Below are 26,415 nucleotides of genomic sequence, written 5' to 3'. Positions count from 1 at the left end.
GTCAGCTGCACTGTTGAGTGTTGAACCGTTTTCGCGAGCAAGCCCGCTCCCACAGGTCTGCTTCCACTTTTTTATTTGTGTAGTTGAAGGAGATCGGGTTTGTCTTCTCCCATTCCGGTAACGATCCTGAGCGGCTTTCTCGGCGCGGGTAAAACCACGCTGTTGCGCCACCTGCTCAAAGCCGAGCACGGCCTGAAAATCGCCGTGATCGAAAACGAATTCAGCGATGCGGGCATCGACACCCAACTGTTGGGCGATGAGCCAGTTCAAGTCATGACGCTGTCCAACGGCTGTGTCTGCTGCACCATCCATACCGACCTGACCAAGGCCTTGTACCTGCTGCTCGAACGCCTGGACAGCGGCGAAATTGCCTTTGATCGCTTGGTAATCGAATGCACCGGGCTGGCCGATCCCGCGCCGGTGGCGCAAACCTTCTTCATTGATGAAGAGCTGCGCGAGCGCTACCTCCTCGACGGCATTATCACGTTGGTCGACGCCGCCCACGCTGATTTGCACCTGACACAGACCATCGCCCAGGCACAGATCGGTTTTGCCGACCGCTTGCTGGTGAGCAAGCGCGATCTGGTGGACGAAGCGACTTTCGAGGCGCTGAGCGAACGCCTGACCCGCATCAACCGCCGTGCGCCGATTCGCGTGGTCGAGCATGGCAAAATCGACCTGGCAGAATTGCTCGACGTGCGCGGTTTCAACCTGAACGCCGATCTGGGCGGTGGGGTGAGCTTGCGTCCGGTGAGCAAGGCGCCGTCCATCGACCGCATCTCCAGCCTGGTGCTGCGCACCGACAGGCCGCTGGATATCGACAAGCTCAGCGAGTTCATGAACGAGCTGCTGGAAGATCACGGCAAGCAACTGCTGCGTTACAAGGGCGTGCTGAGCATTGTCGGCGAACCGCGGCGGATGGTGTTTCAGGGCGTACTGAAGCTGTACGGCTTCGACTGGGATACCGAGTGGGAAGAGGGCGAACCCCGTGAAAGCGTGATCGTGTTCATTGCCGATGATTTGCCGGAAGCAAAGATTCGCGAGGGGTTTGCGCGCCTGCACGCAGCCTGATTCACGCCGCCAATCTGAGAACACAGCTTTTTTCAGGTATAAAAAAACCCGGCTCAAGCGCCGGGTTTTTTCATTCAGCTACTGCAATCATGCGCCGTATACCGGCAGCTTCTTGCAGATGGCCTTGACCTTCTCGCGAACGGCGTCGATGACGGCGTCGTTGTTCAGGTCAGCCAGGATGTCGCAGATCCAGCCGGCCAGTTCCTTGCACTCTGCTTCCTTGAAGCCACGAGTGGTCACAGCCGGAGTACCGAAGCGCAGGCCGGAGGTGACGAACGGGGAGCGTGGATCGTTCGGTACGGAGTTCTTGTTCACGGTGATGAACGCTTTGCCCAGAGCGGCATCGGCGTCTTTACCGGAGATGTCCTGCTTGATCAGCGACAGCAGGAACAGGTGGTTTTCAGTACCGCCGGAAACCACATCGAAACCGCGCTCGATGAACACACCGGCCATGGCCTGGGCGTTCTTCAGCACTTGTTGCTGGTAGGTCTTGAACTCTGGCTGCAGTGCTTCTTTGAAGCAGATCGCTTTGGCGGCGATCACGTGCTCCAGCGGGCCACCCTGGGAGCCAGGGAATACGGCGGAGTTCAGTTTCTTCTCGATGTCGGCGTTGGCGCGAGCCAGGATCAGGCCGCCACGTGGACCGCGCAGGGTCTTGTGGGTGGTGGTGGTCACGACGTCAGCGTAGGGAACCGGGTTCGGGTAGATGCCAGCAGCAACCAGACCGGCCACGTGAGCCATGTCGACGAACAGGTAAGCGCCAACCTTGTCAGCGATTTCGCGGAAGCGCGGGAAGTCCAGGATCTGCGAGTAGGCAGAGAAACCGGCCACGATCATTTTTGGTTTGTGTTCAACGGCCAGGCGCTCGACTTCGTCGTAGTCGATCAGGCCATTGGCGTCGATGCCGTACTGAACGGCGTTGTACAGTTTGCCGGACGAAGAAACGCTGGCGCCGTGGGTCAGGTGACCGCCGTGGGCCAGGCTCATGCCCAGGATGGTGTCGCCTGCTGCCAGCAGTGCCAGGTAAACGGCGCTGTTGGCTTGGGAACCGGCGTGCGGCTGGACGTTGGCGTAATCGGCGCCGAACAGTTCTTTGGCGCGGTCGATGGCCAGTTGTTCAACCACGTCGACGTATTCGCAGCCGCCGTAGTAGCGCTTGCCTGGGTAACCTTCGGCGTACTTGTTGGTCAGTGCCGAGCCTTGAGCTTCCATCACCGCTGGGCTGGTGTAGTTCTCCGAAGCGATCAGCTCAATGTGTTCTTCCTGGCGCTGAGCTTCTTGCTCCATCGCGGCAAAAAGGTCGGCGTCGTACTTGGCAATAGTCAAATCACGGCTGAACATGGCGGTCCTCAAGGATCGGGGGTGGGGGCAGAAAAAAGCCATTCTAACTCAATGGGTTTTGTCTGGCATATGAAAGGACATCATGTCGCAGACAAGTGGCTTTCATGACCGGGTATGCGGTGCCTGAGAGGGCCCTTTCGCGAGCCAGCCCGCTCCCACAATTGAAATGCATCCCCTGTGGGAGCGGGCTGGCTCGCGAAAGGGCCGCCCGCAACACCACAAGGATTCAGTCGAACATGAACAGCGCATCATTGCTGAACTGCGCTTCGAACCGGCAGACCGACGACCAGGGAGCGGCTGAGTTTCGGCCTATTAGAGGCAAGAACTACTTGATGCTGGTCAGCGATAAAGTTGTTGAGCGCGATGCAGGGTCAGCATTTTTTACCTTGTATCCGTGTCGCTGGATTTACGCGTCAGGGCACCTCTCCAATGTTATATCAGTAGGAGGGGTTGTTTAGACTTCGTCGGGATGGTCAAGGTAAGGAACATTTCTCTCAAGTATGTTCAGTGTGAAGTTTGCGAAGAGTTGAGGTCGGTCTACCGAAAAATATTTACTCTCGGGTATGGCGTGGCGGTTATGATCTAAGGGGTTTGATGTGGTGCCACTTATTGTCAGTAAGCGTCTATGGTGGGCGTATAAATTAAGTTGAATGCGATCTGTTTTCATACTGTCCAGTGACATGCTGTCAAGATCAAATTGGATTTCCCCAGCCTCGTGTGCCGAGCTTACGGCAAGCTCACCATGACTGTTTATATTGACCAGCTTGCCCTGATGCTTCTCGTCACGAACATACATGACATAAGAACCACGCTCGACCCGAAAGTAGAATTTAGTAGGTGTTCTTCCACGTTTGGCTACTAATAAGCTCTTGCGGTTGCTGCCATAAAAGTTGTCGATGCTGACGGGGTCTCCTTCACAGCTAAGTGTTCCAATAAAAGATTTTTGGCGGTCAGTGCTCATGGCGGTTCCTTAGTGTTGATTCAAGTTTGGCCGCTGTGTTTGCACTGTGCGGCCGGAAACGAAAATCTAACATGTAAGAACTGTAAGGGCTGAGGTAAGTGTTTCGCTTTGTATGCTGTTGGGAAGTATGCGTTATTTTCAGGGAGTTAAAATCCTGGCTTGTTAAGTTTTGATCTTCACTTTAGGTTTTTACTTGGGTGGTTTAAGACTTGTGGTTTTCGTCTAATCAAACATGAACAACGCATCATTGCTGAACTGCGCTTCAAATCGGCTGGCCGGCATCGGACGACCGAACAGATACCCCTGAACTTCATCGCAACCATGCTCACGCAGGAAGTCCAGTTGCTCATGGGTTTCGACGCCCTCGGCGATCACCGCCAGGTTCAGGCTGTGGGCCATGGCAATGATTGCCCGGGCGATTTGCGCGTCCTGCTCGCCGGACGGCAGGCCGTCGACGAAGGTGCGGTCGATTTTCAGCACATCGATCGGGAATTGCTTGAGGTAGTTGAGCGATGAATAGCCGGTGCCAAAGTCGTCGACCGCGATGCTCAGGCCGAGGTTTTTCAGGCCGGCCAGAATCTGCATGGCTTCGCTGACTTCGCGCATCAGGATACTTTCGGTCAACTCCAGTTCCAGGCAGGCCGGCGGCAAACCGGTGTCCTTGAGAATGGTCGCGATCCGCGTACCGAGTTGGCCGTCGGAGAACTGCCGGGCCGAGATGTTCACCGACACTTTCGGCACCCGCACCTTGGCCACGTGCCAGCTCTTGAGCTGGCGGCACGCTTCGCTGATGACCCAGTCGCCGACGTCCACCACCAGCCCGAGTTCTTCGAGTACCGGGATGAAGTCTCCCGGTGGCACCAATCCGCGTCGCGGGTGACGCCAGCGCAGCAGGGCTTCGGCACCGGTCAGGCGTTTGCCGTCGCCGCTGAATTGCGGCTGGTAGTAGAGCACGAATTCGTTTTGTTCCAGCGCGTGGCGCAGGTCGCTTTCCAGTTCCAGTCGCTCCAGGGCGCTGGCGTTCATGTCGGCCTGATAGAACTGGAAGTTGTTTTTGCCGCGCTCCTTGGCGTGATACATCGCGGTGTCGGCGTTCTTCATCAACTGGCTCAGCTCGCTGCCGTCCTGCGGGCTCAGGGCGATGCCGATACTGGCGGTGACGAAAAACTCGCGACCTTCCAGCACGAACGGCTTCACCAGGCTGGCGAGGATCTGCTCGGCCACGTGAATCGCCCGGTTCAGGGCGATCTCGCGATTGGCTCGCGGTTGCAGCAACAAGGTGAATTCGTCACCGCCCATGCGCGCCACGGTGTCGTCATCGTCGACGCAACCGAGCAGGCGGGTGGCCATTTCCTTGAGCATGCGGTCGCCTGCGGCATGGCCGAGGGAGTCGTTGATCGGTTTGAACCGGTCCAGGTCGAGGAACATCAACACTACCCAGGACTTCTGCCGCTCGGCCGATTGCAGCGCGGTGTGCAGGCGATCCTGGAACAGCGTGCGGTTGGGCAGGTGAGTCAGGGCGTCGTAATAGGCCAGGCGATGAATCCGTTGTTCGCTGGCCTTGCGCTCGCTGATGTCGCTGAAGAAGCACACGTAGCTGGCGAGGTCGCCTTCGTCATCCAGTACCGCCGTGATGCCGACCCACGCCGGGTAGTGTTCGCCGTTGCGGCGCTTGAGCCAGACTTCGCCTTCCCAGGAACTGTGCTGGTGCAGTTGCTTGAGCACATAACGCAGGTGGGCTTCCTGCTGGTCGTCGACAGTGAGCATGTTCGGCAGTTGGTCGAGGACTTGCGACACCTCGTAGCCACTGACGCGGCTGAACGCTTCGTTGGCCTGCACGATGTAACCGGCCGGGTCGGTGATCAGGATCGCCGAGGTCGAATGTTCGAATACCGTGGCCGCCATGCGCAGGTCTTTCTCGGCGCGCCGTTGCTGGCTGATGTCGCGACCGACGCCGAGCACGCCTTCGAAGGCGCCGTGTTCATCCCACACCAGCACCAGGCGCAGCTCGATGGGGATCTTGCGACCGTCGGCCCGCAGGCAGTCGAACAGGAACAACTGGGTTTGCACCTGATTGCGCAACAGGGTGAGTTGTTCGGGTTTGTCCAGGGCCTTGCTGACCCGATCCATCAGGTTGTAGATGCCGGTCAGTTGCTGCGGGTTGGCAATGGTCGTCTGCCAGCCGTTCTCGAAAATCCACTCGGCGTCATAACCCAGCACCGCTTGCACCGAGGGGCTGACGTAATTGAGCGAGAGCTTGCTGTCGGTGGAGAAGATCACGTCGCTGATGCTTTCGGCGAGCATCCGGTAGCGTTGCTCGCTGTCGCGCAACGACTCGCTGGCCTCGATCTGGTCGGTGATGTCCTTGGCCACGCCGATGATGCGCGTCACCTGATCGTGTTTGTCTCGCGCCAATGCCTGTTCGCGAATATCGAAACGCCGCCATTTGCCATCGCGGTGACGGAAGCGCAATTGCGCCTGGAGCAGTTGGGCGTAACCGGACTGGCGTTGTTCCTGGCGCAGGCGGTGGTAGTGGTCACCGTCTTCGGGGTGCAGCAGGATTTCCCAGAAGTACTCGCCCATCTGGTGCAGCTCGTTCCGGTTGTAGCCCAGGGTCTGGCCGAGATGGTGGTTGCTGAAAATCATCCGCTGGCTGATCACGTCCTGCACGTAGAGGTGATCCGGCACCGTGCGCACCACATCGGACCAGAAGCCTTCGCGTTCTAGCAGCGACAGCTCGATCAGCTTGCGGCTGGTGATGTCGCTGATGCTCAGGATCACGGCTTTATAGTCGTGCTGTTCTTCCGGCAGGCGCAGCACCAGCCACAAGTGCTGGTCGCGGCCCTGGGCGTCCTTGAGGTTGATCTCCAGTTCAAGCTGCTTTTGCTGGCTGACCAAGGCATCGAGCAACTGGTGGCCGATGGTGTTGCCGTCCAGCGGCCGACCTTCAATCAACAGCTTCCAGGCTTGCTCGCAGGACTGGACATTGAGCAGGTGCAGGGCGACCTGGTTGACCTCGGTAATGCGTAATTCCTGCAACAACTGCTGGCGTTGCTCGGGGACCTTGAGCCAGGTGTGCAGTTGCTCGAGGTTGTGCAGGTGAGCCTTGTCGAAAAACGCTTTCAAGCCTGAAAGGTCGAGCACGCACAGGGCCACGCCGGTGCCTTCGAAAATATCCTGGTAGCGCCGGCGCCCTTCATGCAACTGGCGCTGGCGGCGGCGCATGTTCAGCAGGGCGATCACCGGCAGCAGCGAAAAGGCCAGGCCCAGCAGGCATTTGCCAATGAAGGCCGGCAGCAGTTGTTCGATCACTTGCTGGCGGTCGAACAGCCCGCGCAGTTGCCAGTCGCTGCTGCTCAACGGCACCACCAACACGCTGTTGGCCAGGTCATCGGGTGTCAGGACGCCGGGTTTGGCGGAAGGCAAGGCTTCGTCGCGGCTGATGATCTGATGATTGACGCGGTTTTCAACCAGCCACAACGGGCGCAGGCCAACGTCTCCCTGTTTGGTCAGGGTCGAGAAAAAAGTCGGGGTCAGCCGCAGCGCCCAGTACCCGCGACTGTTGCCGCTGGCCTGGCGCAGTAACAGATGCACCACCGAGCCGTCATTGGCGTTGCTGAAATAGTGCGCCTGGGCGTGGCTGCGCCGGACCAGTTCGTTGAGGTAATCGGCGTCTTCGCTGTTGGGGGCGCTGTCGCTGATGACTTTGCCCGAAGGGGTCAGCAGCGCCATGCTGCGCAGGTCCGGCAGCGATTGCTGCAATTTGCGCAGCAGCGCTTGTTGCTGTTCGCCGCTTTGTGGTTGTTCGATGATCGGTAACAGGTTGAGGGCGATTTGCGCGTTCAGTGCCATGTTGAGGCTGACTTGCGCGGCCAGGTCGGCGGTGTAGTCGATGGTGTACTGGCGCTGGTTTCTCTGGGTCTCGTGGAGTTGGTCGAGCAGTTGCCAGAACAGCAGGCCGAGCAACAAAAGGACGAGCGTCGCCAGAGCGCCTTTCAAGGTGCCACGCAGGGGAGAGCCGGGCGCAGGGTGCAATGCGCGCACGGACGAGTGAGGAGTGACATTGGACAAACTGTAATCCTGCGGTTTGGCTGGACTGGCGCGACGTGCACTATAAGCCGGACGCCCGAAGGGCGGCTAGCATGCCTTGAGTTGTGGCAAAGTGCCAGCCCCTTGCGGCTGGACGGGTATGCCGCATTGAGGTAGCTTTGCCGGTTACGCAGGGCGTTCCAGCCCCAGATATTCAGGCTTTTTTACGTGCGCCGACATTGATTGCGATCAAGTGTCTGCGCTGCGCATGGCCTGCACGGGCATCGCCCGCTCTTTTTATTAGTCACTGACGCTAGGTTCACCATGGCTCAATACGTCTTCACCATGCATCGGCTGGGTAAGGTTGTTCCGCCGAAGCGGGAAATCCTGAAAAACATTTCTCTGTCTTTCTTCCCGGGCGCCAAGATCGGCGTGCTCGGCCTCAACGGTTCGGGTAAATCCACACTGTTGAAAATTATGGCTGGCGTCGACACCGAGTTCGACGGCGAAGCCCGTCCGATGCCTGACCTGAACATCGGCTACCTGCCGCAGGAACCGATCCTGGACCCAACCAAGACCGTGCGTGAAGTGGTCGAGGAAGCGGTCAGCGTGATCAAGGACGCCCAGGCTCGCCTGGACGAGGTCTACGCGGCTTACGCTGATGAAGATGCCGACTTCGACAAACTGGCCGCTGAGCAGGCCAAGCTTGAAGCCATCCTGCAAGCGGGCGACGGTCACAACCTGGAGCGCCAGCTGGAAGTCGCCGCCGATGCGCTGCGTCTGCCGGCCTGGGACGCCAAGGTCGAGTTCCTGTCCGGTGGTGAAAAACGTCGTGTGGCCCTGTGCCGTCTGCTGCTGTCCGCCCCGGACATGCTGCTGCTCGACGAACCCACCAACCACTTGGACGCCGATTCCGTTGCGTGGCTGGAACATTTCCTCCACGACTTCCCGGGCACCGTGGTTGCGATCACGCACGACCGGTACTTCCTGGACAACGTGGCTGGCTGGATTCTGGAACTCGACCGCGGTGCGGGCATTCCTTACGAAGGCAACTACTCGGGTTGGCTGGAAGCCAAGTCCGATCGTCTGGCTGCCGAATCCAAGCAGCAGTCGGCTCACGAAAAAGCCATGAAGGAAGAACTGGAGTGGGTGCGCAAAGGCGCCAAGGCCCGCCAGTCCAAATCCAAGGCTCGTCTGCAACGCTTCGAAGAAATGCAATCGCAGGAATTCCAGAAGCGCAGCGAAACCAACGAGATCTACATCCCGGCCGGTCCACGCCTGGGCGACAAGGTCATCGAATTCAAGAACGTCTCCAAGGGTTACGGCGATCGCGTGTTGATCGACAACCTGTCGTTCTCCATGCCGAAAGGCGCCATCGTCGGCGTGATCGGTGGTAACGGTGCGGGTAAATCCACACTGTTCCGCATGCTGATGGGCAAGGAAACACCGGATTCGGGCAGCATCGAAGTCGGTGAAACCGTGCAACTGGCCTGCGTGGACCAGAGCCGCGAAGACCTGGACGGCAGCAAGACCGTGTTCCAGCAGATATCCGACGGCTCCGACCAGATCCGCATTGGCAACTACGAGATCCCGTCGCGCACCTACGTTGGCCGTTTCAACTTCAAGGGCGGCGATCAGCAGAAGTTCGTCAAGGACCTGTCCGGTGGTGAGCGTGGTCGCTTGCACCTGGCCCTGACCCTGAAAGAGGGCGGCAACGTCCTGCTGCTCGACGAACCGTCCAACGACCTCGACGTTGAAACCCTGCGTTCCCTGGAAGAAGCCCTGCTGGACTTCCCGGGCGCCGCCATTGTGATCTCTCACGATCGGTGGTTCCTTGACCGCGTCGCGACTCATATCCTGGCGTACGAAGACGACTCGCAAGCGATCTTCTTCGAAGGCAACTACACCGAGTACGAAGCCGACCGCAAAAAGCGTCTTGGCGAAGCAGCGGCCCAGCCACACCGGGTACGCCACAAAAAACTGGCCTGATTTCAGGTTGGTTGCATAAAGAGCGGAGCCTTCGGGCTCCGTTTTTTTTGCGCATTTTTTCAGTGGTACCGCAGCGTTTCCTTCGCGAGCAAGCGCTCTTCAGGACGGAGCATGACTTGAGTTGCGAGTCCCTGTTCTGGTGCGCAAACACCCAGAAATCGGATTAATTTATATCCAATGCACCATTTAATTTCATAACTGCGACATTTTGCGCTGTGCCGGTGCGCAATTCGTTTGCTAGAGTCCAGGTCAATCTCTTCCAACGACAATAAATTTGCCGAGACTTTTCCATGATCGAATCCGTCGAATCCTTCCTTGCCCGCCTCAAAAAACGCGACCCGGACCAGCCTGAATTCCATCAGGCGGTAGAAGAAGTCCTGCGCAGCCTGTGGCCGTTTCTCGAAGCCAATCCGCACTACCTGACCTCGGGCATCCTGGAGCGCATGTGCGAGCCGGAGCGGGCCATCGTGTTTCGGGTTTCCTGGGTCGACGATCAAGGCAAGGTGCAGGTCAACCGCGGTTTCCGCATCCAGATGAACAGCGCCATCGGTCCGTACAAGGGCGGTTTGCGTTTCCATCCGTCGGTGAATCTTGGCGTACTGAAGTTCCTCGCCTTCGAACAGACCTTCAAGAACTCCCTGACATCCTTGCCCATGGGCGGCGGCAAGGGCGGTTCGGACTTCGATCCAAAGGGTAAGAGCGACGCCGAGGTGATGCGCTTCTGCCAGGCGTTCATGAGCGAGTTGTACCGTCACATCGGTGCGGACGTGGATGTGCCGGCCGGTGACATTGGCGTCGGCGCCCGGGAAATCGGCTTCCTGTTCGGCCAGTACAAGCGCCTGAGCAACCAGTTCACCAGCGTGCTGACCGGCAAGGGCATGAGCTATGGCGGTAGCCTGATTCGCCCGGAAGCCACCGGTTTTGGCTGCGTGTATTTCGCCGAAGAAATGCTCAAGCGTCGCGGTGAGAGGGTCGAAGGCAAGCGCGTTGCCATTTCGGGTTCCGGCAACGTTGCGCAGTACGCGGCGCGTAAGGTCATGGACCTGGGCGGTACAGTGATTTCCATGTCCGATTCTGCCGGCACGCTGTATTACGAGGGCGGCATGACCGAGGAGCAATGGCTGGCGTTGCTGGAGCTGAAAAACGTCAAGCGCGGGCGGCTCAGCGAGTTGGCCGTGGAATTTGGCCTGGAGTTCCGCGCCGGACACCACCCGTGGGACCTGCCGTGTGACATCGCGCTGCCGTGCGCCACCCAGAACGAACTCGACGCCGACGCTGCCCGCACGCTGTTGCGCAACGGCTGTGGCTGCGTGGCGGAAGGGGCGAACATGCCGACCACCCTGGCGGCGGTGGATATCTTTATCGAGGCCGGGATTCTGTTTGCCCCGGGCAAGGCGTCGAACGCCGGTGGGGTGGCGGTCAGTGGTCTGGAGATGTCGCAGAACGCCATGCGTCTGCTGTGGACGGCTGGCGAAGTCGACAGCAAATTGCACAACATCATGCAATCGATCCACCACGCCTGCGTGCACTACGGTGAAGAGAACGGCCGGATCAACTACGTCAAAGGCGCGAACATCGCAGGTTTCGTCAAAGTCGCCGACGCCATGCTCGCTCAGGGTGTGGTTTAAGCCGGTTCGATGCGGATGATTTCGATTAACTGATCGCCGGCCGGTCGCTGCCAGAGCACTTCGTCGTTCAGTTGTGCGCCGAGCAGCGCCCGCCCGAGCGGTGAACTCCAGTTGATCAGGCCTTTGGCGGCAACGGCCTGGTCTTCACCCACCAGTTGCACGCGCCGTTCGGTGCCGCGTTCATCGGCGTAAGTCACCCAGCTGCCGATCTGGACCTTTTGGGTCGAGGTTGCCGGGGTCACCACTTGGGCGCTTTGCAGGCGTTGATTGAAGTAACGCAAGTCACGCTCCAGATCGGCCTGGCGCTGCGGATCAGCCTGGTCACCGAGGGCCGATTGTTCGCTGTGCAGGGTTTGCAGTTCTGCGACCTTGGCCTGAAGCAGGGCCAGGCCTTCGGGGGTGACGTAATTGGGCTGTGCGCTGACCTGACGTTCTACCGGCTGGTCGGCTTGTGCAGCGGCGTTATCTTCATTGACGAAAGCGCGGCTCATGGCAAATCTCCCTTGATGGGGTTTAGGCCATGGTGGCAGGCTTTTGGTTTCACAGGTTGTCCGAAAACGACCTACTGCGAACGATAAGCCCGCGCCTCGCCTTGATCCTTTTCTTGCTGCCAGGCGCGATCGCGCTCGTTCAGATAACGGTTCTGATAGTCGCCACGGTCCTCGCTTTCACGCATGGCCTGGCACTGACGGAACCCATCGCTCCAGCCTTCGGCGTATTGCGCATCCTTGAGGTAGCGGGGGACGTCTTTCTTGAAGCCGCCCGTGATGGCGCCTGCCGCTTGCCGGCCGCTGCTGCAACCGTCATCGAAACCGTCGGCGAAGGCCGGTGGGTATCCTTTGGCGATCAAGTCTTCGTGGGTCGACTGGCAACCCGCAATCAACAGCAACATTCCAAAAACACCCGCACACCGCCACATCTCAGACTCCCGCGTCACTGAACGGCTTATCAGGAAAGTCTAGAAGGGCGTTGGTCAGGCGTTTGTGAAACGGCTGTGATTATTCTGTTGGCGCGTCAGCCAGCCGAGTGTGTTCCGCCAGCTCCTGTTCGATGAACGCCGCGATCATGGCGCGGTACACCTGTTCGGTAACCTGTGGGTTGGCGCCGACCTGTTCAGACAGAGCCCGGACTTTGGCGATGACCTGTTCCACACGCTGCGGCGCTTTCACCGCGTCGCTGTCTTTTTTGAAGCGGGCGGCCTGTGACACATAGGCGCCGCGCTCGGCCAGCAGGCTGACGATTTGCCGGTCCAGCCGATCGATGTGGTCGCGGAGGTCTTCGAGGGAATCGCAGATCACAGCCATGTTGAATCAACTCCTTGAATAAACGTCAGTGTGAGCGTCCCGTCCCTTTCTCGTGTAGGCGCCGAGCTCGCTCGCGAAAGGATCACCGCGATTTGCCAGTGATCAGTAGTGATACCACTTCAGCTCAAGCATGACTTCGTTTTGCGGCGTGGCCATGTGGCTGAACTCGCGTTGTGCGCTCAGGCGCAGGCCGAGGTTGCGAGACAACGCCCACTGCTGGTTCAGGCTCAGGCTGCGGCGGACTTCGCCGTTGGTGAAGAAATCGCCCTTGGCTTCGAGGCTCAGGTTGCCCAGCGGGTTTTTCCACAACAGGCCACTGTTGAACCCGGCCGCCGGGGCGATGAACCCGGCAAAGTCGTTGTTGTGTTCGACGCGCACCGTGCCAAGGGCAAAGCCCAGCAGCTCATCACCCAACTGCCAGGTGCCGCCCGCGCCGCCATTGACGTGGCTGACCAGGGTTTCGTCGTCATGCTTGCCTGGCACCCGCTCCAGCCCCCCGGTGACTTGCCACGACCAGGGTTGCAGCAATGCGTTGCGCGGTGTCAGCGAGCGGATGGTCGCGAGGTCCAGTTGCTGGAGCTGCCAGTGATTGCCTTCGTACTGGCGCAGTTTCATTTGCAGGATTTCGATTTGCGCGCCCAAGGGAAAACCCTCGGCGTTGTCATTGAGGTCGTGATAGGCCATGCGCAGTCCGTACTCGCCAAAGGCCTTGTCGCCACGGGTGCCGATGCCGGCCTGCCAGGTGCGGGATTCGTGGCCGTCTTCCGGTAGCCCCGGGCGCTCTATTTGCAGCTCCGGCGCCGGGTTCCGGTTGATTGCCCGCAGCAGTTCGAAACTGCGTTGGGCGCGCTGCGGATCGCGCTCCTGACCGTTGGCGCGGTAGCGTTCCAGGCGATAGGCCGCGTCGATGATCAGTGCCTGCCGGTCACGTGGCAGGGCCTTGAACGCCGGGTCCTGCAGCCGCGTCTGGTCGGCGCTGACGCTCAGTACCCAGGCCTGTTCTTCACCGGTCAACGGCTCGGCGCGGCTCAGCAGTTCCCGTTCACGGGACGGACGATAGTCGATTTTTTCCACCAGCCCGGCGGCTTTCACCGCTTTGACAGTGTCGGTGGGGATGGCGGTCAGCGGGAATTGCTCGGTGAGCCTGAGGCTCGGCCGGGCCACTTGCAGCAGTTCGAGCAAGCGGTAGGAGCAGTTTTCATCAAAGAAGAAGTAGTCGAACTGGACCTGCTTGAGTTCCCAGACATGCTCGACCATGCGCTCGGTTTCGACCTGTGTCAGGTTCAGCCGGTACTCCCACAGGTCGCGGTTTTCCAGGCTACGGTACTCCGAGAGTTTTTCCTGGTAGGGCACCAGCGCGAACAGGCCGGGATAACCGCCCATCAGGCCTTTCCAGGCGTACAGGATGCTGTTGTCCGACCCCTCGATGTAGGCGCCGAAGTTGATCGCATAACTGAGCAGGGCGGTGTGGTCGCTTTGCACGTCAGCCTGATCGATGCGCAGCAACGTGTGGCCGAACATCGAGGACGGGCTGTTCAAGTAAGCCGCCGGGAAGATCATCACCGCGCTGTGGGGCGATACGTCCTTGAACCATTGTTTGAATTCTGTGCAATCCAGCGCGGGCAAGTCGGTCAGGTCGAGCTGGGCTTTCAACCAGCGAGTGCGGGCCGGGTAGACGCATTGCGCATGTTGTTCACCCGCGCTGGCCGGGGCGTAGAGCGCTTGCACGGTGGCCGCCAGTTCCGCGTCGGGGTGTTCGGCGCCGTTGTCGGCGAGGAAGAACTTCTTGTCGCTGACATAGCTGCGCCAGCCACCGAGCTTGGCGGTTTCGTAATGGCCCAGGGAAATCCAGAAAGGGTCGTTGGCCAATTGCTGCAAACGGGCGTTGTCGATACGAGGCGCGGCGGACAGCGGGGCGCAGACGAACAGCGCCAGACAGGCAAGGCGTTTGAGCATGGTGGGCTACTTACTTCGAAAAAAGACCCCAAGAGGGTTAGGTCCAAAAAACAAAACCCGCCCCAGTGAAGGGGCAGGTGAGGTCGAGTTATGCCGGGGTCGCATATTTGGCCAGGCGAGCATCGCCTTTGAGCACGGCCAGGGTGTTGGTGTGGACATCTTCCGCGGTCACGTCAGCCTTGCTGAAGATCTGCTGGAAGTGTTCGTGGGTGACGGCCGCAAAATGCTCGCGGTCTTCAGGCGCAACGCCCAGGACCACGGCGTAGGTTGTCAGCGCTTCGCCCTGACCCTTGGCCATGTCTTCGGACAGTTCGTTCATCATGCCGTTCATGGCGAACCAGGACTTGCCGCCGTAGGTCAGCGAAGCATTGGTGGCGCAACCGTTGGTGCCGGACGTCATCCCGAAGGTGGCGTTACCGGACGTGCCGTTGGTGGTGGAGGCCAGGAAGTGCGCTGGAGTGCCGCGCTGGCCTTCGAACAGCATGTTGCCCCAGCCGCAGTTCGGGCCACCTGGCGATTCGGCCATGGCGTTGAGGGATACAACGGTGAAGAGAGTACCGAGAAGAATCCGTTTCATAGCTGTTTTCTCTTTATGTGCATACCAATGGACAGGAGTTCTGGCCCGACCCGGCACCAGTGGGCCGGTTATTTGCCCAGCCGCGCAGTTTGGAGTTTAGGCACGATCCCGGGGTTCCGTGGTTTTTTGCAAAACATTGGCTCAACCCGCAGGCAAGGCGCCGGCCCGCCGGTGCTCTGCGGCTTGTCTATGCTTTTACTCAAGGCGCGCCTTGCCAGTTCGGCACGGCCAGCGCCAGAATGCCGCCAACTGCCCCGCCTGATGTAAGGAAGCCCGATGCCTGATCCTGTTGCTGCCAGCTTGCGTCTAGCGCCTGAAGCGCTGACCCGTCCGTTTTCCGCTGAACAGTTCAGCTTCTCTACCACCAATGAGCTGGAGCCTTTTCGCGGTGTGCTTGGCCAGGAACGCGCGGTCGAAGCCTTGCAGTTCGGCGTGGCCATGCCGCGCCCCGGTTACAACGTATTTGTCATGGGTGAACCCGGCACCGGCCGGTTTTCCTTCGTCAAACGCTACCTCAAGGCCGAAGGCAAACGCCTGCAAACCCCGGCGGACTGGGTCTACGTCAATAACTTCGATGAGCCCCGCGAACCCCGCGCCCTGGAGCTGCCCTCGGGCACGGCGGGCGCATTCATCACCGACATCAACGGGCTGATCGACAACCTGCTGGCGACCTTTCCGGCGGTGTTCGAGCACCCGTCCTACCAGCAAAAGAAAAGTGCCATCGACCGCGCCTTCAACCAGCGCTACGACCGTGCGCTGGACGTGATCGAGCGTCTGGCGCTGGAGAAGGAAGTCGCGCTGTACCGCGACAGCAGCAACATCGCCTTCACTCCGATGAGCGAAGGCAAGGCACTGGACGAAGCCGAGTTCGCCCAGTTGCCGGAAGCCGACCGTGAGCGTTTTCATACGGACATCTCCGGACTTGAAGAGCGTCTGAACGAAGAGCTGGCGAGCCTGCCGCAGTGGAAGCGCGAATCCAGCAACCAGATGCGCCAGCTCAACGAAGAAACCATCACCCTAGCGTTGCAGCCATTGTTGTCGCCGCTGTCGGAGAAGTACGCGGAAAACGCGGCAGTCTGCGGTTACCTGCAAGCGATGCAGGTTTACCTGCTCAAGACCGTGGTCGAGCAACTGGTCGACGACAGCAAGACCGATGCAGTCGCCCGCAAACTCCTGGAAGAACAGTACTGCCCGAGCCTGGTGGTCGGTCATCCGGCCAGCGGCGGCGCGCCGGTGGTGTTCGAACCGCACCCGACGTACGACAACCTGTTTGGCCGTATCGAATACAGCACCGACCAGGGCGCGCTCTACACCACGTATCGGCAGTTGCGTCCGGGTGCGTTGCACCGGGCCAATGGTGGCTTCCTGATCCTGGAAGCCGAAAAAATGCTCAGCGAGCCGTTTGTCTGGGACGCGCTGAAACGCGCCTTGCAGTCACGCAAGCTGAAAATGGAATCGCCGCTGGGTGAGCTCGGACGCTTGGCCACGGTGACCCTGACGCCGCAACATATTCCGTTGCAGGTCAAAGTCATCATCATCGGTGCGCGGCAGCTGTACTACACGCTGCAAGACCTGGACCCGGATTTCCAGGAGATGTTCCGGGTGCTGGTGGACTTCGATGAAGACATCCCCATGGTCGACGAGAGCCTTGAGCAATTCGCCCAACTGCTGAAAACCCGCACCTCGGAAGAGGGCATGGCGCCGTTGACCGCCGATGCCGTGGCGCGTCTGGCGACTTACAGCGCGCGGCTGGCCGAGCATCAGGGGCGGTTGTCGGCACGTATCGGCGACCTGTTTCAACTGGTCAGCGAGGCGGATTTCATTCGCGACCTGGCCGGCGACGACAAGACCGATGCCGGTCACATCGAGCGTGCGCTCAAGGCCAAGGCCACTCGTACCGGACGTGTCTCGGCGCGGATCCTCGACGACATGCTGGCGGGGATCATCCTGATCGACACCTCGGGCGCTGCCGTGGGCAAGTGCAACGGGCTGACGGTGCTGGAAGTCGGTGATTCGGCCTTCGGTATACCGGCGCGGATCTCCGCCACGGTTTACCCCGGCGGCAGCGGCATCGTCGACATCGAGCGCGAGGTCAACCTCGGTCAGCCGATCCACTCTAAAGGTGTGATGATCCTCACCGGGTACCTGGGCAGCCGTTACGCCCAGGAATTCCCGTTGGCGATCTCTGCCAGCATCGCGCTGGAGCAGTCCTACGGTTACGTCGATGGCGACAGTGCCTCGCTGGGTGAGGCCTGTACCTTGATTTCGGCGTTGTCGAAAACTCCGCTCAAGCAGTGTTTCGCTATTACCGGGTCGATCAACCAGTTCGGTGAAGTGCAGGCCGTGGGTGGGGTCAACGAGAAGATTGAAGGCTTCTTCCGCCTGTGCGAGGCGCGCGGTCTGACCGGTGAGCAGGGCGCGATCATTCCCCAGGCCAACGTGGCCACGCTGATGCTCGACGAGCGGGTGTTGGCGGCCGTGCGGGCCGGGCAGTTCCACGTTTACGCGGTGCGTCAGGCCGATGAGGCGCTGAGCCTGTTGGTCGGTGAGCCGGCGGGCGAGCCGGACGCGGACGGTCAGTTCCCGGAAGGCAGTGTTAACGCACGGGTGGTGGAGCGTTTGCGGGTGATCGCGGAAATGATCAGCGACGAGGACTTGAAAGAGGCCGAGAAGGAGCTGGCTCAAGAGGCATTGGTGGAGACCAAGCCGGCCTGATGTACGCCTGAGCTGAGTTCACACCGTTCCACTGTGGGAGCGAGCCTGCTCGCGATGAGGGACTGACATTCAGCATTTGTGTTGGCTGAAAGTCCGCAATCGCGAGCAGGCTCGCTCCCACATTTTTTTGCGTGAATGACTGAAAAAGCGTCGTCGCAATGGCGTCAATATTCACACAATGACCATTCGGCGCCTTCTGGTTTCACCTGACGTGCTAGTCAGACTTTTCTTCTATCCTCAGGTCAAGGATATCGACAGTTATCACTGGATCGAGACAGCGTCCCCGTGGAGGCTGAATACCGGATCTATCGAGGGTCGCCGCCATGTCGCGCAACCTCTGCCTTACCCGCCAGTGCCTCGGCCTGGTGACCCGTATCGAATGCAGTATTCGCCCGCTGGCGGGGGATACCGGTATGTGGACCTTACTGTTTGCTGCTGGAATGGCTGGCGAACAACCTTCTGCGATCAAAGCCCAGGGGCCTTTTCATGGCCCGTTTGTGGCCGAATCAATCCTCGAAACCATCGTTGAAAGCCTGACCCTGCACGGCTATGAGTTGGCGGACGACCCGCAGATCTGGTGCCTGCATTTGCAGGCGCAATTGCGGGAAATCAATGGCGGGCGCTGTCGTAACCTCGGCGGCTTCGAGTTTCACCCCGAACACTGATCGACCGGCTCGGGCTATTCGACAGGGCTGGGGTTTTCGGCCTTGTCGAGTTTGATCTCGAAACCGTACTCGACCGTCGTCAGGTCGGTGCGCTGGTAGGTTTCCAGACTCGTCGGCTGGCCGTAGAAATAATGCACCTCGAACAGCGCCGGCCCTTCGTTGCCGGCGTCATGGCTGACGGCAAGAACTTCCTTCAGGTAGTTGCCGCTCGCATCCTTGGCAAAAAATCGCCAGTCCTGGGCCGGGAACAGCTTTTGGTCAACGACCAGGGCATTGCCCTTGAGCTCCAGGCCTTTGGGCAGTGCGTGAGTATCGAGGCTGTTCTTTTCAATGTCGGCCAGAAACAGCGGCATTGAGCCGACCACATACGTCGGGGTTTCGGGGAACAGCGTCAAGTCATAAGTGATGGTGGCGCGCAGTGGATCGATTTCGTACGCCTCGGGCGGCAACTCGATCGGTTCACCCCGTTTGCCGTTCGTATCCTGGGTAAAAAAGGTCACTGGCGTATCACCCGGGCTGAACGAGGAACCCAGCAGTTCATCGTTGAAGCTTTTCGGGTGGAGAAACTCGATGCGTGCGGCGCTGGCATCCTCTACCGACTGGCTGACGCGGATGCTCTTTTTCAGTTGATCTTCGGCCAGCGTGGCGCCCTTGAGCCAGTTCGCCGCCTGATCGTCATACACCACCACGGGCAGGCTTAGGTTCTGCACAGTCTTGTCGGTGGTGTTGCGCTCAAAATGGTGCACGGGCAGGTTCAGGTCCCTGCGGGTCACGGCCACGGCGGAGAAGTCCAGAACGCTGACTTCCAGTTGCTCGACAGGGCCGTTGAAATACACCTTGGAGTAATGGCGGGTACGTTTTTGATCGAAGGCGCGTTGTTCGTCTTCAAGGCGTTTTTCGAAGGCGTCGCTCCAGGCGGTCTGCTTCTGCATCTCGGCCAGTTGCTTCTCGTAGAAGGCGATATGGGCAGCGTCTTCGTTGATCGAGCCTGAGCGCGAGAGAAACTGCCCGGTTGTGTCGCGGGCCTGCACGATCAACGGGTTGAGCGGTATGTCGCTGACTTCCGGGGCCAGCGCGGCGCGGTTGTTGACTTCGATTTCGGCGTAGTTCCTGGCGAGGGTTCGCAAGGTGACGCTGATGTTGTCGTCGCTGCGGGTCTGGCCAACGTCCTTTTTCGTCAGTTCGAAGGTGAAGACTTTGCGTGGCGCGATGATTTGCGCCTTGCCTTGCAGGCTGACCGGTTGCGGCTGGTGCTTGTTGTCGACTTCCACCCCTTCGATGAACGGGTAGGCGACGGTCAGGTCGTCCGGGCTGGTGACGTTGGCGCTCGACGGGCTGAGCTGGATGCCGGGATCGGTTTCCGACCATTCGGGCTGGAAAGGGATGACGTTCTTGTTACTCAACGTTACCGACTGCCATTCCAGCCCGTGAGGGAAGGGGAACTCGGCGGGCATGTTGAAGGTGAACGGGAACACGGGCTGCAAGTCGGTCAGGTAGTCGGAACTGGAAGCCTTGCGCAGTACGAACAGGCCGTCGAGGTAGGTGTCGACCAGCGCCTGTGGCGTCGGGTAGTGCCTGAGCAGCGCCATGGCGTCGTCGCCGTATTCGGTTTCGAGCGGTTTTCCGGCGAGCTTTTGCTGAGCCCGTTCGAGCAGCAGCAGCGAGCCGCCGAGGTTGGCGATTGCATCCTTGAGCTTGGGGTCCTGGATGGCGTCCAGCGACTTTTCGAACTGTGCGGTCTTGTCTTCGAGGCGGGTGGGTTTTTTCTCATCGCTGGGCGAGCAACCGCTGAGCAGCAGCGCCAGGCACAGTCCGGTCCCGGCTAGAGGCAATCGCAAATCCATACTTCAGTCTTCCTGTCCGACGTCGGTGAGCTGGTTTGGACACTAGCAGAAAAACGCCGGACCGGATTTGCAGGTGACGGATTTTACGGCGGTTTATGGGGTTTTGAGCCGCTGGTATACTCGCCGCCATTTCCAGCCCCCACGTGTGAGATTCAATGGAACGCTTTATCGAAAATGCAATGTACACCTCGCGCTGGTTGCTGGCGCCGATCTACTTTGGTCTGTCGCTGGGGTTGCTGGCGCTGGCCTTGAAGTTCTTCCAGGAAGTCTTCCACGTCATTCCCAACGTGTTCTCGATGGCCGAATCCGACCTGATTCTGGTGCTGCTGTCGCTGATCGACATGGCGCTGGTAGGCGGCCTGTTGGTGATGGTGATGATTTCCGGCTACGAAAACTTTGTCTCGCAACTGGACATCGACGAAGACAAGGAAAAGCTCCACTGGCTGGGCACGATGGACTCATCGTCCTTGAAAATGAAGGTGGCCGCCTCGATCGTGGCGATTTCCTCCATTCATCTGCTGCGTATCTTCATGGACGCCAAGAACGTCGATCCCGAGCACCTTCAGTGGTACGTGATCATTCACATGACGTTCGTGATCTCTGCCTTCGCCATGGGTTACCTGGACAAGCTGACCAAGCACTGACCGGCATTGGGCATGCACCCTGTGGCGAGCAAGCTTGCTCGCGCTGGGGTGGCGAACGTCCCTGACGTGCGCACCGCCCCATCAAGTTTTACGACTGCTGTGCAGCCGAGCGCGAGCAAGCTCGCTCGCCACAGTCGTTGTGAAACGGACGGGCGGTGTTGTTTCTGGCTTGTGCTTTGATGCGCCGAGGCATATGCCTGTAAGGGTCCTGGCTTGCTATTGCGCGGGGTGCGCCCATGAACCTGCAAGAGCTGAACGCCTATGCCATCGCCGGAAAGGTCGATGAGCTGAATCTGATCTCGCTGGAAGGCGGTATCTACCTGATTGAAGCGCGAATCCACGGTGCGGCCTACCCGCTCAATGATGCCCACGGACAGGCGCTGCATCTGCGTTCGGTGGAGCACGCGCGGGAGGTGTTGCACAGCTTTCCGCGGCTGCCGTTCAACCTGATCCACACCTCGGTTCACGATGAGATGTGTGGTCTGGGCGCCAGTGCAGGAGAAAACCTGAAGGTACCCATCGCCTTTCGCACGGTGTAACCATTCTGCCCCTGGATCACCGCAAGGGCATCTGTGCTAGTCTGCTCGCCCTTTTGGTTCCGGGCGCCCGGGATGCGCTGTGCACGCACGGCAAACCCCCGAGCCGTCCGCACAGCGGAGCAGTGTTATGTCCGAAGTAAATCTGTCCACCGACGAAACCCGCGTCAGCTACGGCATTGGCCGTCAGTTGGGCGACCAACTGCGCGACAACCCGCCACCGGGCGTTAACCTGGACGCCATCCTGGCAGGCCTGACCGACGCATTCGCCGGTAAGGAAAGCCGTGTTGGTCAGGAAGCGATGTCTGCCAGCTTCAAGGTCATCCGTGAAATCATGCAAGCCGAAGCGGCTGCCAAGGCTGAAGCGGCTGCTGGCGAAGGCCTGGCCTTCCTGGCTGACAACGCCAAGCGTGAAGGCATCACCACCCTGGCTTCCGGTCTGCAATTTGAAGTGCTGACTGCAGGTGAAGGCGCCAAGCCATCCCGTGAAGACACCGTACGTACTCACTACCACGGCACCCTGATCGACGGCACTGTGTTCGACAGCTCCTACGATCGTGGTCAGCCTGCAGAATTCCCGGTCGGCGGCGTGATCGCTGGCTGGACCGAAGCCCTGCAACTGATGAATGCCGGCAGCAAATGGCGCCTGTACGTGCCGAGCGAACTGGCTTACGGCGCACAAGGCGTTGGCAGCATTCCACCGCACAGCGTTCTGGTATTCGACGTCGAGCTGCTGGACGTTCTGTAATACTTGGCCCGATGTTGGGTTGAACTAATGTGGGAGCGAGCTTGCTCGCGATTGCATCACCTCGGTTTTCCTGTGAAGCCGAGGTGGCCGCATCGCGAGCAAGCTCGCTCCCACAGGTTTTACGGCGCTTCTCATATTTCGATCTTGTTGTGCAGCTCATTGGTCGGGCGCAACGCCCGGGCATAGCAAAACAGAAACAGATTGCGTACCAATTCCTTGAGCACCACCGGCTCGCTGGAACTCAGGCCGTTGACGTCCAGGTCGCCCTGGTCCTGCAATTCGTTCAAGGCTTCTTCTTCCAATACCGCACAGACTTCGCCAGTTTCCCGATGCAGGATCCTGAGGTAAGGGTGTGGGCGATCCAGCCACGCATCGATCAAGTAAGTCATGGTTCTCATCTCCTTTGATGGGTTTCAATGAGAATAATTCTTATTCAATTAATAGCAAGTACCTATTGGCGGTTTCTGCTTTTTTCTGTGTGGGAATTGCGGGAGGTCAAAACGGCTGGCGTTTGGCTATTGCGCGGGATTACGGGGGGAATCAGGGGAGGGTGAAGCACCATCCCACGCAGGGCGCGGGATGGCGTACGAAAGGCTCAGACCTTTCTGACGAACTCGGATTTGAGCTTCATCGGGCCGATGCCATCGATCTTGCAGTCGATGTCATGGTCGCCATCGCACAGGCGGATGTTCTTGACCTTGGTGCCGACCTTGACCACCAGGGACGTGCCCTTGACCTTGAGGTCCTTGATCACGGTGATGGTGTCGCCATCTTGCAGGACGTTGCCGACCGAATCTTTTTTCACGGTTTCATCGGACGCCACGTCGGCTTCGCCATTGGCGGACCACTCGTGGGCGCACTCAGGGCAGATCAGCTGTGCGCCGTCTTCGTAGGTGTATTCGGAATTGCATTTCGGGCAGGGTGGCAACGTGCTCACTAAAGCTCCTTGATTTCAGGATGGCTAAAAAGCGCACATTGTATAGGGTTTTAGGCAGGGCAGGCGAGGCGCTGACAAAACTGTGGGAGCGAGCTTGCTCGCGATGACGGATTAACATTCAACATAGTTGTCGACTGTCGGTCCGCTATCGCGAGCAAGCTCGCTCCCACATGGGATTTGCTTTTAGTGCGTACGGGCTACCGCAAACTCGCTCAACTCGACCAGTGCATCGCGGTATTCGCTGGCGGGCAGCGTTTCGAGGCATTTGATCGCACGGGCCACATAATCGCGGGCCAGTTGGGCGGTGTAATCCAGCGAGCCCGAGGCTTCCACGGCGGCGCGGATGCTTTCCAGGTCTTCGATGCCACCTTTCTGGATCGCCTGACGCACCAGTGCTGCCTGCTCCGGCGTGCCTTCACGCATGGTGTAGATCAGCGGCAGGGTCGGCTTGCCTTCGGCCAGATCGTCACCGACGTTCTTGCCCAGGGTTTCGGCGTCGCCACGGTAGTCGAGCAGGTCGTCCACCAGTTGGAAAGCCACACCCAAGTGATCGCCAAAGGTGCGCAAGGCTTCGCTCTGTGCAGGCGTAGCGCCCGCCAAAGCTGCTGCGCTGTGGGTCGACGCCTCGAAGAGCATCGCGGTTTTGCCGCGGATGACTTCCATGTAGGTTTCTTCGGTGGTGCTGGCGTCGCGGACCTTGGACAACTGCAGCACTTCGCCTTCGGCGATGATGCGCGTGGCCTGCGACAGGATCTTCATCACCGGCATCGAGCCCAGTTCGACCATCATTTCGAACGAGCGCGAGTACAGGAAGTCGCCCACCAGCACGCTGGGCGCGTTGCCCCACATGGCGTTGGCGGTCGAACGACCACGGCGCATGCCGGACATGTCGACCACGTCGTCGTGCAGCAGGGTGGCGGTGTGCAGGAACTCGATAGTGGCGGCCAGCAGGCGCATGTCGTCGCCTTCGCGACCCAGGGCCTTGCCACACAGCAACACTAATAAAGGACGCAGGCGTTTACCGCCAGCCGAGGTAATGTAGTCGCCGATTTTCGACACCAGCGGCACTCGGGAAGTCAGCTGCTTCTTGATGATGCCGTCGACGGCGTTAAAATCGTCCGCCACCGCGCGGTAGAAAGCTTGGGGTTGCATCAGAGACAGGTGCTCCAGAAGGGTTGCGCGGCATGCTAGGACCCACGTCCGGGCCTGTCAAGGCGCGATAGGCGGCCCCTTGCAACGCGCTCGCGCCTTGCGTACAATCGCGCACCCTGAACTTCCTGGGCAGCACCTGCCTTACGCAATTGCATTTGGGGCGTTCCATCCCATGCAGCCATGCCAGCCAATACCTCTTCTTATAAAGAGCTGGGTGAGCAGGATTATCGGAGAAATACCATGTCGTACGCAGTAATCGTTACTGGTGGCAAGCAATACAAGGTCGCACCAGGTGAATACCTGAAGATCGAGAAACTGGAAATCGCTACTGGCGAATCCGTAACTTTTGATCGCGTTCTGTTGGTCGCCAATGGCGACGACGTGAATATCGGCGCTCCAGTTGTTGCTGGCGCTACCGTTGTGGCTGAAGTGATCTCCCAAGGTCGTCACGATAAAGTCCGCATCATCAAGTTCCGTCGTCGTAAGCACCACATGAAGCGTATGGGCCACCGCCAGTGGTACACCGAGATCAAAATCACCGGTATTCAGGCTTAATTTCAGCCTAATTCCTCACTAGGAGAATTGAACTCATGGCACACAAAAAAGCTGGTGGTAGTACCCGTAACGGTCGCGACTCAGAAGCCAAACGCCTTGGCGTGAAGATGTATGGCGGCCAGGTTATCATCCCGGGCAACATCATCGTGCGTCAGCGCGGCACCCAATTCCACGCCGGTTACGGTGTTGGCATGGGTAAAGATCACACCCTGTTCGCGAAAATCGACGGCGTGATCAAGTTTGAAGTAAAAGGCGCTTTCAACCGCCGTTACGTGAGCATTGTCCCGAAGACTGCAGTCGTCGCGGCATAATTACGTAGTTGCTGGAAAAGCCCTGTCTCGCGACGGGGCTTTTTCGTTTGTGGGGTGAGTCTCTTGCAAAGCTGTTTGTAATGGGCGAAAGCAGCTGGATTTGCGGTCGTTGCTTGAGGTCGCTGCGCTCATTTTTGCAAGAGTCTTATGTCTTAGTGTTTTTCGGCTCGTCCGTATGACGAGAGGCGTTTTGTTATGAAGTTTGTTGATGAAGTATCGATTCGAGTAAAAGCTGGCGACGGCGGCAATGGTTGCATGAGTTTCCGTCGGGAAAAATTCATTGAAAACGGTGGTCCGAACGGTGGTGATGGCGGTGACGGCGGCTCGGTCTTCATGATCGCCGACGAAAACCTCAACACCCTGGTGGACTACCGTTACACCCGGCACTTCGATGCCGAGCGTGGCTCCAACGGCGGCAGCACCGACTGCACCGGCAAGAAAGGTGAAGAGCTGGTGCTGCGGGTTCCGGTTGGCACCACGGTCATCGACTCTGCGACCCAGGAAGTCATTGGCGACCTGACCAAGGCTGGCCAGCGTCTGTTGGTGGCTCATGGTGGCTGGCACGGTCTGGGTAACACCCGATTCAAATCCAGTACCAACCGTGCGCCACGCCAGACTACGCCGGGCAAGCCGGGCGAGCAGCGTGATCTCAAGCTGGAAATGAAGGTATTGGCTGATGTGGGCCTGCTGGGCTTGCCGAACGCCGGTAAAAGTACCTTTATCCGTTCGGTTTCGGCGGCCAAGCCGAAAGTTGCCGACTATCCGTTCACCACGCTGGTGCCGAACCTGGGTGTGGTCAGCGTCGATCGCTGGAAAAGCTTCGTGGTCGCCGACATTCCGGGTCTGATCGAAGGCGCTTCCGACGGTGCGGGCCTGGGGATTCGCTTCCTCAAGCACTTGTCGCGTACTCGACTGCTGTTGCACCTCGTCGACATGGCGCCGCTGGATGAAACCAGTGCTCCGGACGCGGCTGAAGTCATCGTCAGCGAGCTGACCAAGTTCAGCCCTTCGCTGGCTGAGCGTGATCGCTGGTTGGTGCTGAACAAGTGCGACCAGATCCTTGAGGAAGAGCATGACGCTCGGGTCAAGGAGATCGTTGATCGTCTGGAGTGGACAGGTCCGGTGTACGTGATCTCGGCCATCTCCAAGGATGGCACCGAGCGCCTGTGCCACGACATCATGCGTTATCTGGAAGATCGTGCCGATCGCCTGGCTAATGATCCGGCTTACAAAGAAGAGCTGACCGAGCTCGATCAGCGTATCGAAGACGAAGCCCGTGCCCAGTTGCAGGCGCTGGATGATCAGCGTGCCCTGCGCCGTAGCGGCGTGAAGTCGGTCCATGACATCGGTGACGATGATTGGGACGAAGAGGATGTGGATGACGAAGACGGTCCGGAAATCATTTACGTGCGCGACTGATTCGTTTGCGGTGGTCTCGTCCCGGTGGGGCGA

23 protein-coding genes are annotated in these 26,415 nt (G+C 59.2%); 11 read left to right on the top strand and 12 right to left on the bottom strand.

Annotation, left to right across the window (positions count from 1 at the left end):
• The first annotated feature begins 99 nt into the window (after positions 1-99).
• On the top strand, positions 100-1,071 hold the full coding sequence (gene yjiA, locus AABM54_RS22375) for a GTPase (RefSeq protein WP_347902124.1): 972 nt from the start codon (positions 100-102) through the stop codon (positions 1,069-1,071).
• Positions 1,072-1,158: 87 nt separating this feature from the next.
• Here the strand turns inward: yjiA and glyA are convergent, their stop codons facing one another.
• The 3 genes from glyA to AABM54_RS22360 form a co-directional block, all read right to left on the bottom strand.
• On the bottom strand, positions 1,159-2,412 hold the full coding sequence (gene glyA / locus AABM54_RS22370) for a serine hydroxymethyltransferase (protein ID WP_347902123.1): 1,254 nt from the start codon (positions 2,410-2,412) through the stop codon (positions 1,159-1,161).
• A gap of 454 nt (positions 2,413-2,866) precedes the next feature.
• The gene (locus tag AABM54_RS22365; protein WP_347902122.1) at positions 2,867-3,373 is read right to left on the bottom strand and encodes a hypothetical protein; all 507 of its coding nucleotides are present in this window, start codon (positions 3,371-3,373) and stop codon (positions 2,867-2,869) included.
• Between the two features lie 222 nt (positions 3,374-3,595).
• Positions 3,596-7,444 carry an EAL domain-containing protein gene (locus AABM54_RS22360; RefSeq protein ID WP_347902121.1) on the bottom strand — a complete coding sequence of 1,283 codons (3,849 nt, stop codon included), beginning with the start codon at positions 7,442-7,444 and terminating at the stop codon, positions 3,596-3,598.
• A gap of 282 nt (positions 7,445-7,726) precedes the next feature.
• On the opposite strand from AABM54_RS22360, the gene ettA reads away from it, so the two are divergent.
• Together ettA and gdhA are read left to right on the top strand one after the other, a co-directional pair.
• Positions 7,727-9,391 carry an energy-dependent translational throttle protein EttA gene (gene ettA / locus AABM54_RS22355; RefSeq protein ID WP_347902120.1) on the top strand — a complete coding sequence of 555 codons (1,665 nt, stop codon included), beginning with the start codon at positions 7,727-7,729 and terminating at the stop codon, positions 9,389-9,391.
• A gap of 290 nt (positions 9,392-9,681) precedes the next feature.
• A complete protein-coding gene (gene gdhA / locus AABM54_RS22350) occupies positions 9,682-11,019 on the top strand; it encodes an NADP-specific glutamate dehydrogenase (RefSeq protein ID WP_347902118.1) in 1,338 nt (445 codons plus the stop codon).
• Here the strand turns inward: gdhA and AABM54_RS22345 are convergent.
• The 5 genes from AABM54_RS22345 to AABM54_RS22325 all read right to left on the bottom strand — a co-directional run bounded on the left by AABM54_RS22345 (position 11,016) and on the right by AABM54_RS22325 (position 14,856).
• The gene (locus AABM54_RS22345) at positions 11,016-11,510 is read right to left on the bottom strand and encodes a GreA/GreB family elongation factor (protein ID WP_347902117.1); all 495 of its coding nucleotides are present in this window, start codon (positions 11,508-11,510) and stop codon (positions 11,016-11,018) included. The two genes, gdhA and AABM54_RS22345, sit on opposite strands and share 4 nt — an antisense overlap.
• Positions 11,511-11,581: 71 nt before the next feature.
• Positions 11,582-11,938, bottom strand: a complete 357-nt coding sequence (locus AABM54_RS22340) for a hypothetical protein (RefSeq protein ID WP_347902116.1) — start codon at positions 11,936-11,938, stop codon at positions 11,582-11,584.
• A 79-nt stretch (positions 11,939-12,017) separates the two neighbouring features.
• Positions 12,018-12,323 (bottom strand): chorismate mutase, encoded by a 306-nt coding sequence (locus tag AABM54_RS22335; protein ID WP_347902115.1) that lies wholly within the window; start codon positions 12,321-12,323, stop codon positions 12,018-12,020.
• A 102-nt stretch (positions 12,324-12,425) separates the two neighbouring features.
• Positions 12,426-14,279 carry a DUF4105 domain-containing protein gene (locus tag AABM54_RS22330; RefSeq protein ID WP_347902114.1) on the bottom strand — a complete coding sequence of 618 codons (1,854 nt, stop codon included), beginning with the start codon at positions 14,277-14,279 and terminating at the stop codon, positions 12,426-12,428.
• An 88-nt stretch (positions 14,280-14,367) separates the two neighbouring features.
• Positions 14,368-14,856, bottom strand: a complete 489-nt coding sequence (locus tag AABM54_RS22325) for a DUF3015 domain-containing protein (protein WP_347902113.1) — start codon at positions 14,854-14,856, stop codon at positions 14,368-14,370.
• 276 nt (positions 14,857-15,132) lie between these two features.
• On the opposite strand from AABM54_RS22325, the gene AABM54_RS22320 reads away from it, so the two are divergent.
• Together AABM54_RS22320 and AABM54_RS22315 are read left to right on the top strand one after the other, a co-directional pair.
• Positions 15,133-17,571 carry an AAA family ATPase gene (locus AABM54_RS22320; RefSeq protein ID WP_347902112.1) on the top strand — a complete coding sequence of 813 codons (2,439 nt, stop codon included), beginning with the start codon at positions 15,133-15,135 and terminating at the stop codon, positions 17,569-17,571.
• 323 nt (positions 17,572-17,894) lie between these two features.
• Positions 17,895-18,236, top strand: a complete 342-nt coding sequence (locus AABM54_RS22315; protein WP_347902111.1) for a hypothetical protein — start codon at positions 17,895-17,897, stop codon at positions 18,234-18,236.
• Between the two features lie 14 nt (positions 18,237-18,250).
• Here AABM54_RS22315 and AABM54_RS22310 read toward each other — a convergent pair whose 3' ends face one another.
• Complete coding sequence (locus AABM54_RS22310) at positions 18,251-20,080, bottom strand: hypothetical protein (RefSeq protein ID WP_347902110.1); 1,830 nt, start codon at positions 20,078-20,080, stop codon at positions 18,251-18,253.
• Between the two features lie 155 nt (positions 20,081-20,235).
• Between AABM54_RS22310 and AABM54_RS22305 the strand changes: the two genes are divergently transcribed.
• From AABM54_RS22305 to AABM54_RS22295, 3 genes are all read left to right on the top strand, one after another.
• Positions 20,236-20,724 (top strand): TIGR00645 family protein, encoded by a 489-nt coding sequence (locus tag AABM54_RS22305; protein ID WP_347902109.1) that lies wholly within the window; start codon positions 20,236-20,238, stop codon positions 20,722-20,724.
• Between the two features lie 236 nt (positions 20,725-20,960).
• Positions 20,961-21,263, top strand: a complete 303-nt coding sequence (locus AABM54_RS22300) for a DUF6482 family protein (RefSeq protein ID WP_347902108.1) — start codon at positions 20,961-20,963, stop codon at positions 21,261-21,263.
• Positions 21,264-21,390: 127 nt separating this feature from the next.
• Positions 21,391-22,008 carry an FKBP-type peptidyl-prolyl cis-trans isomerase gene (locus tag AABM54_RS22295; protein ID WP_347902107.1) on the top strand — a complete coding sequence of 206 codons (618 nt, stop codon included), beginning with the start codon at positions 21,391-21,393 and terminating at the stop codon, positions 22,006-22,008.
• A 131-nt stretch (positions 22,009-22,139) separates the two neighbouring features.
• Here AABM54_RS22295 and AABM54_RS22290 read toward each other — a convergent pair whose 3' ends face one another.
• The 3 genes from AABM54_RS22290 to AABM54_RS22280 form a co-directional block, all read right to left on the bottom strand.
• Positions 22,140-22,397 (bottom strand): hypothetical protein, encoded by a 258-nt coding sequence (locus tag AABM54_RS22290; RefSeq protein WP_007938432.1) that lies wholly within the window; start codon positions 22,395-22,397, stop codon positions 22,140-22,142.
• Positions 22,398-22,603: 206 nt separating this feature from the next.
• Positions 22,604-22,945, bottom strand: coding sequence for a zinc ribbon domain-containing protein YjdM (locus tag AABM54_RS22285; RefSeq protein ID WP_347902106.1), 342 nt, complete (start codon positions 22,943-22,945; stop codon positions 22,604-22,606).
• Positions 22,946-23,128: 183 nt separating this feature from the next.
• Positions 23,129-24,097: a polyprenyl synthetase family protein gene (locus AABM54_RS22280; RefSeq protein ID WP_347902105.1), complete on the bottom strand. Its 969-nt coding sequence runs from the start codon at positions 24,095-24,097 to the stop codon at positions 23,129-23,131.
• Positions 24,098-24,337: 240 nt separating this feature from the next.
• On the opposite strand from AABM54_RS22280, the gene rplU reads away from it, so the two are divergent.
• From rplU to cgtA, 3 genes are all read left to right on the top strand, one after another.
• A complete protein-coding gene (gene rplU / locus AABM54_RS22275) occupies positions 24,338-24,652 on the top strand; it encodes a 50S ribosomal protein L21 (protein ID WP_003176051.1) in 315 nt (104 codons plus the stop codon).
• A 35-nt stretch (positions 24,653-24,687) separates the two neighbouring features.
• Positions 24,688-24,963, top strand: a complete 276-nt coding sequence (gene rpmA / locus AABM54_RS22270; RefSeq protein ID WP_046048788.1) for a 50S ribosomal protein L27 — start codon at positions 24,688-24,690, stop codon at positions 24,961-24,963.
• A gap of 195 nt (positions 24,964-25,158) precedes the next feature.
• Positions 25,159-26,382: an Obg family GTPase CgtA gene (cgtA, locus tag AABM54_RS22265; protein WP_347902104.1), complete on the top strand. Its 1,224-nt coding sequence runs from the start codon at positions 25,159-25,161 to the stop codon at positions 26,380-26,382.
• Positions 26,383-26,415: the final 33 nt, after the last annotated feature.

The organism is Pseudomonas purpurea (assembly GCF_039908635.1).
Taxonomy (GTDB): domain Bacteria; phylum Pseudomonadota; class Gammaproteobacteria; order Pseudomonadales; family Pseudomonadaceae; genus Aquipseudomonas; species Aquipseudomonas purpurea.
This window is presented reverse-complemented; position numbering and strand designations above follow the sequence as displayed.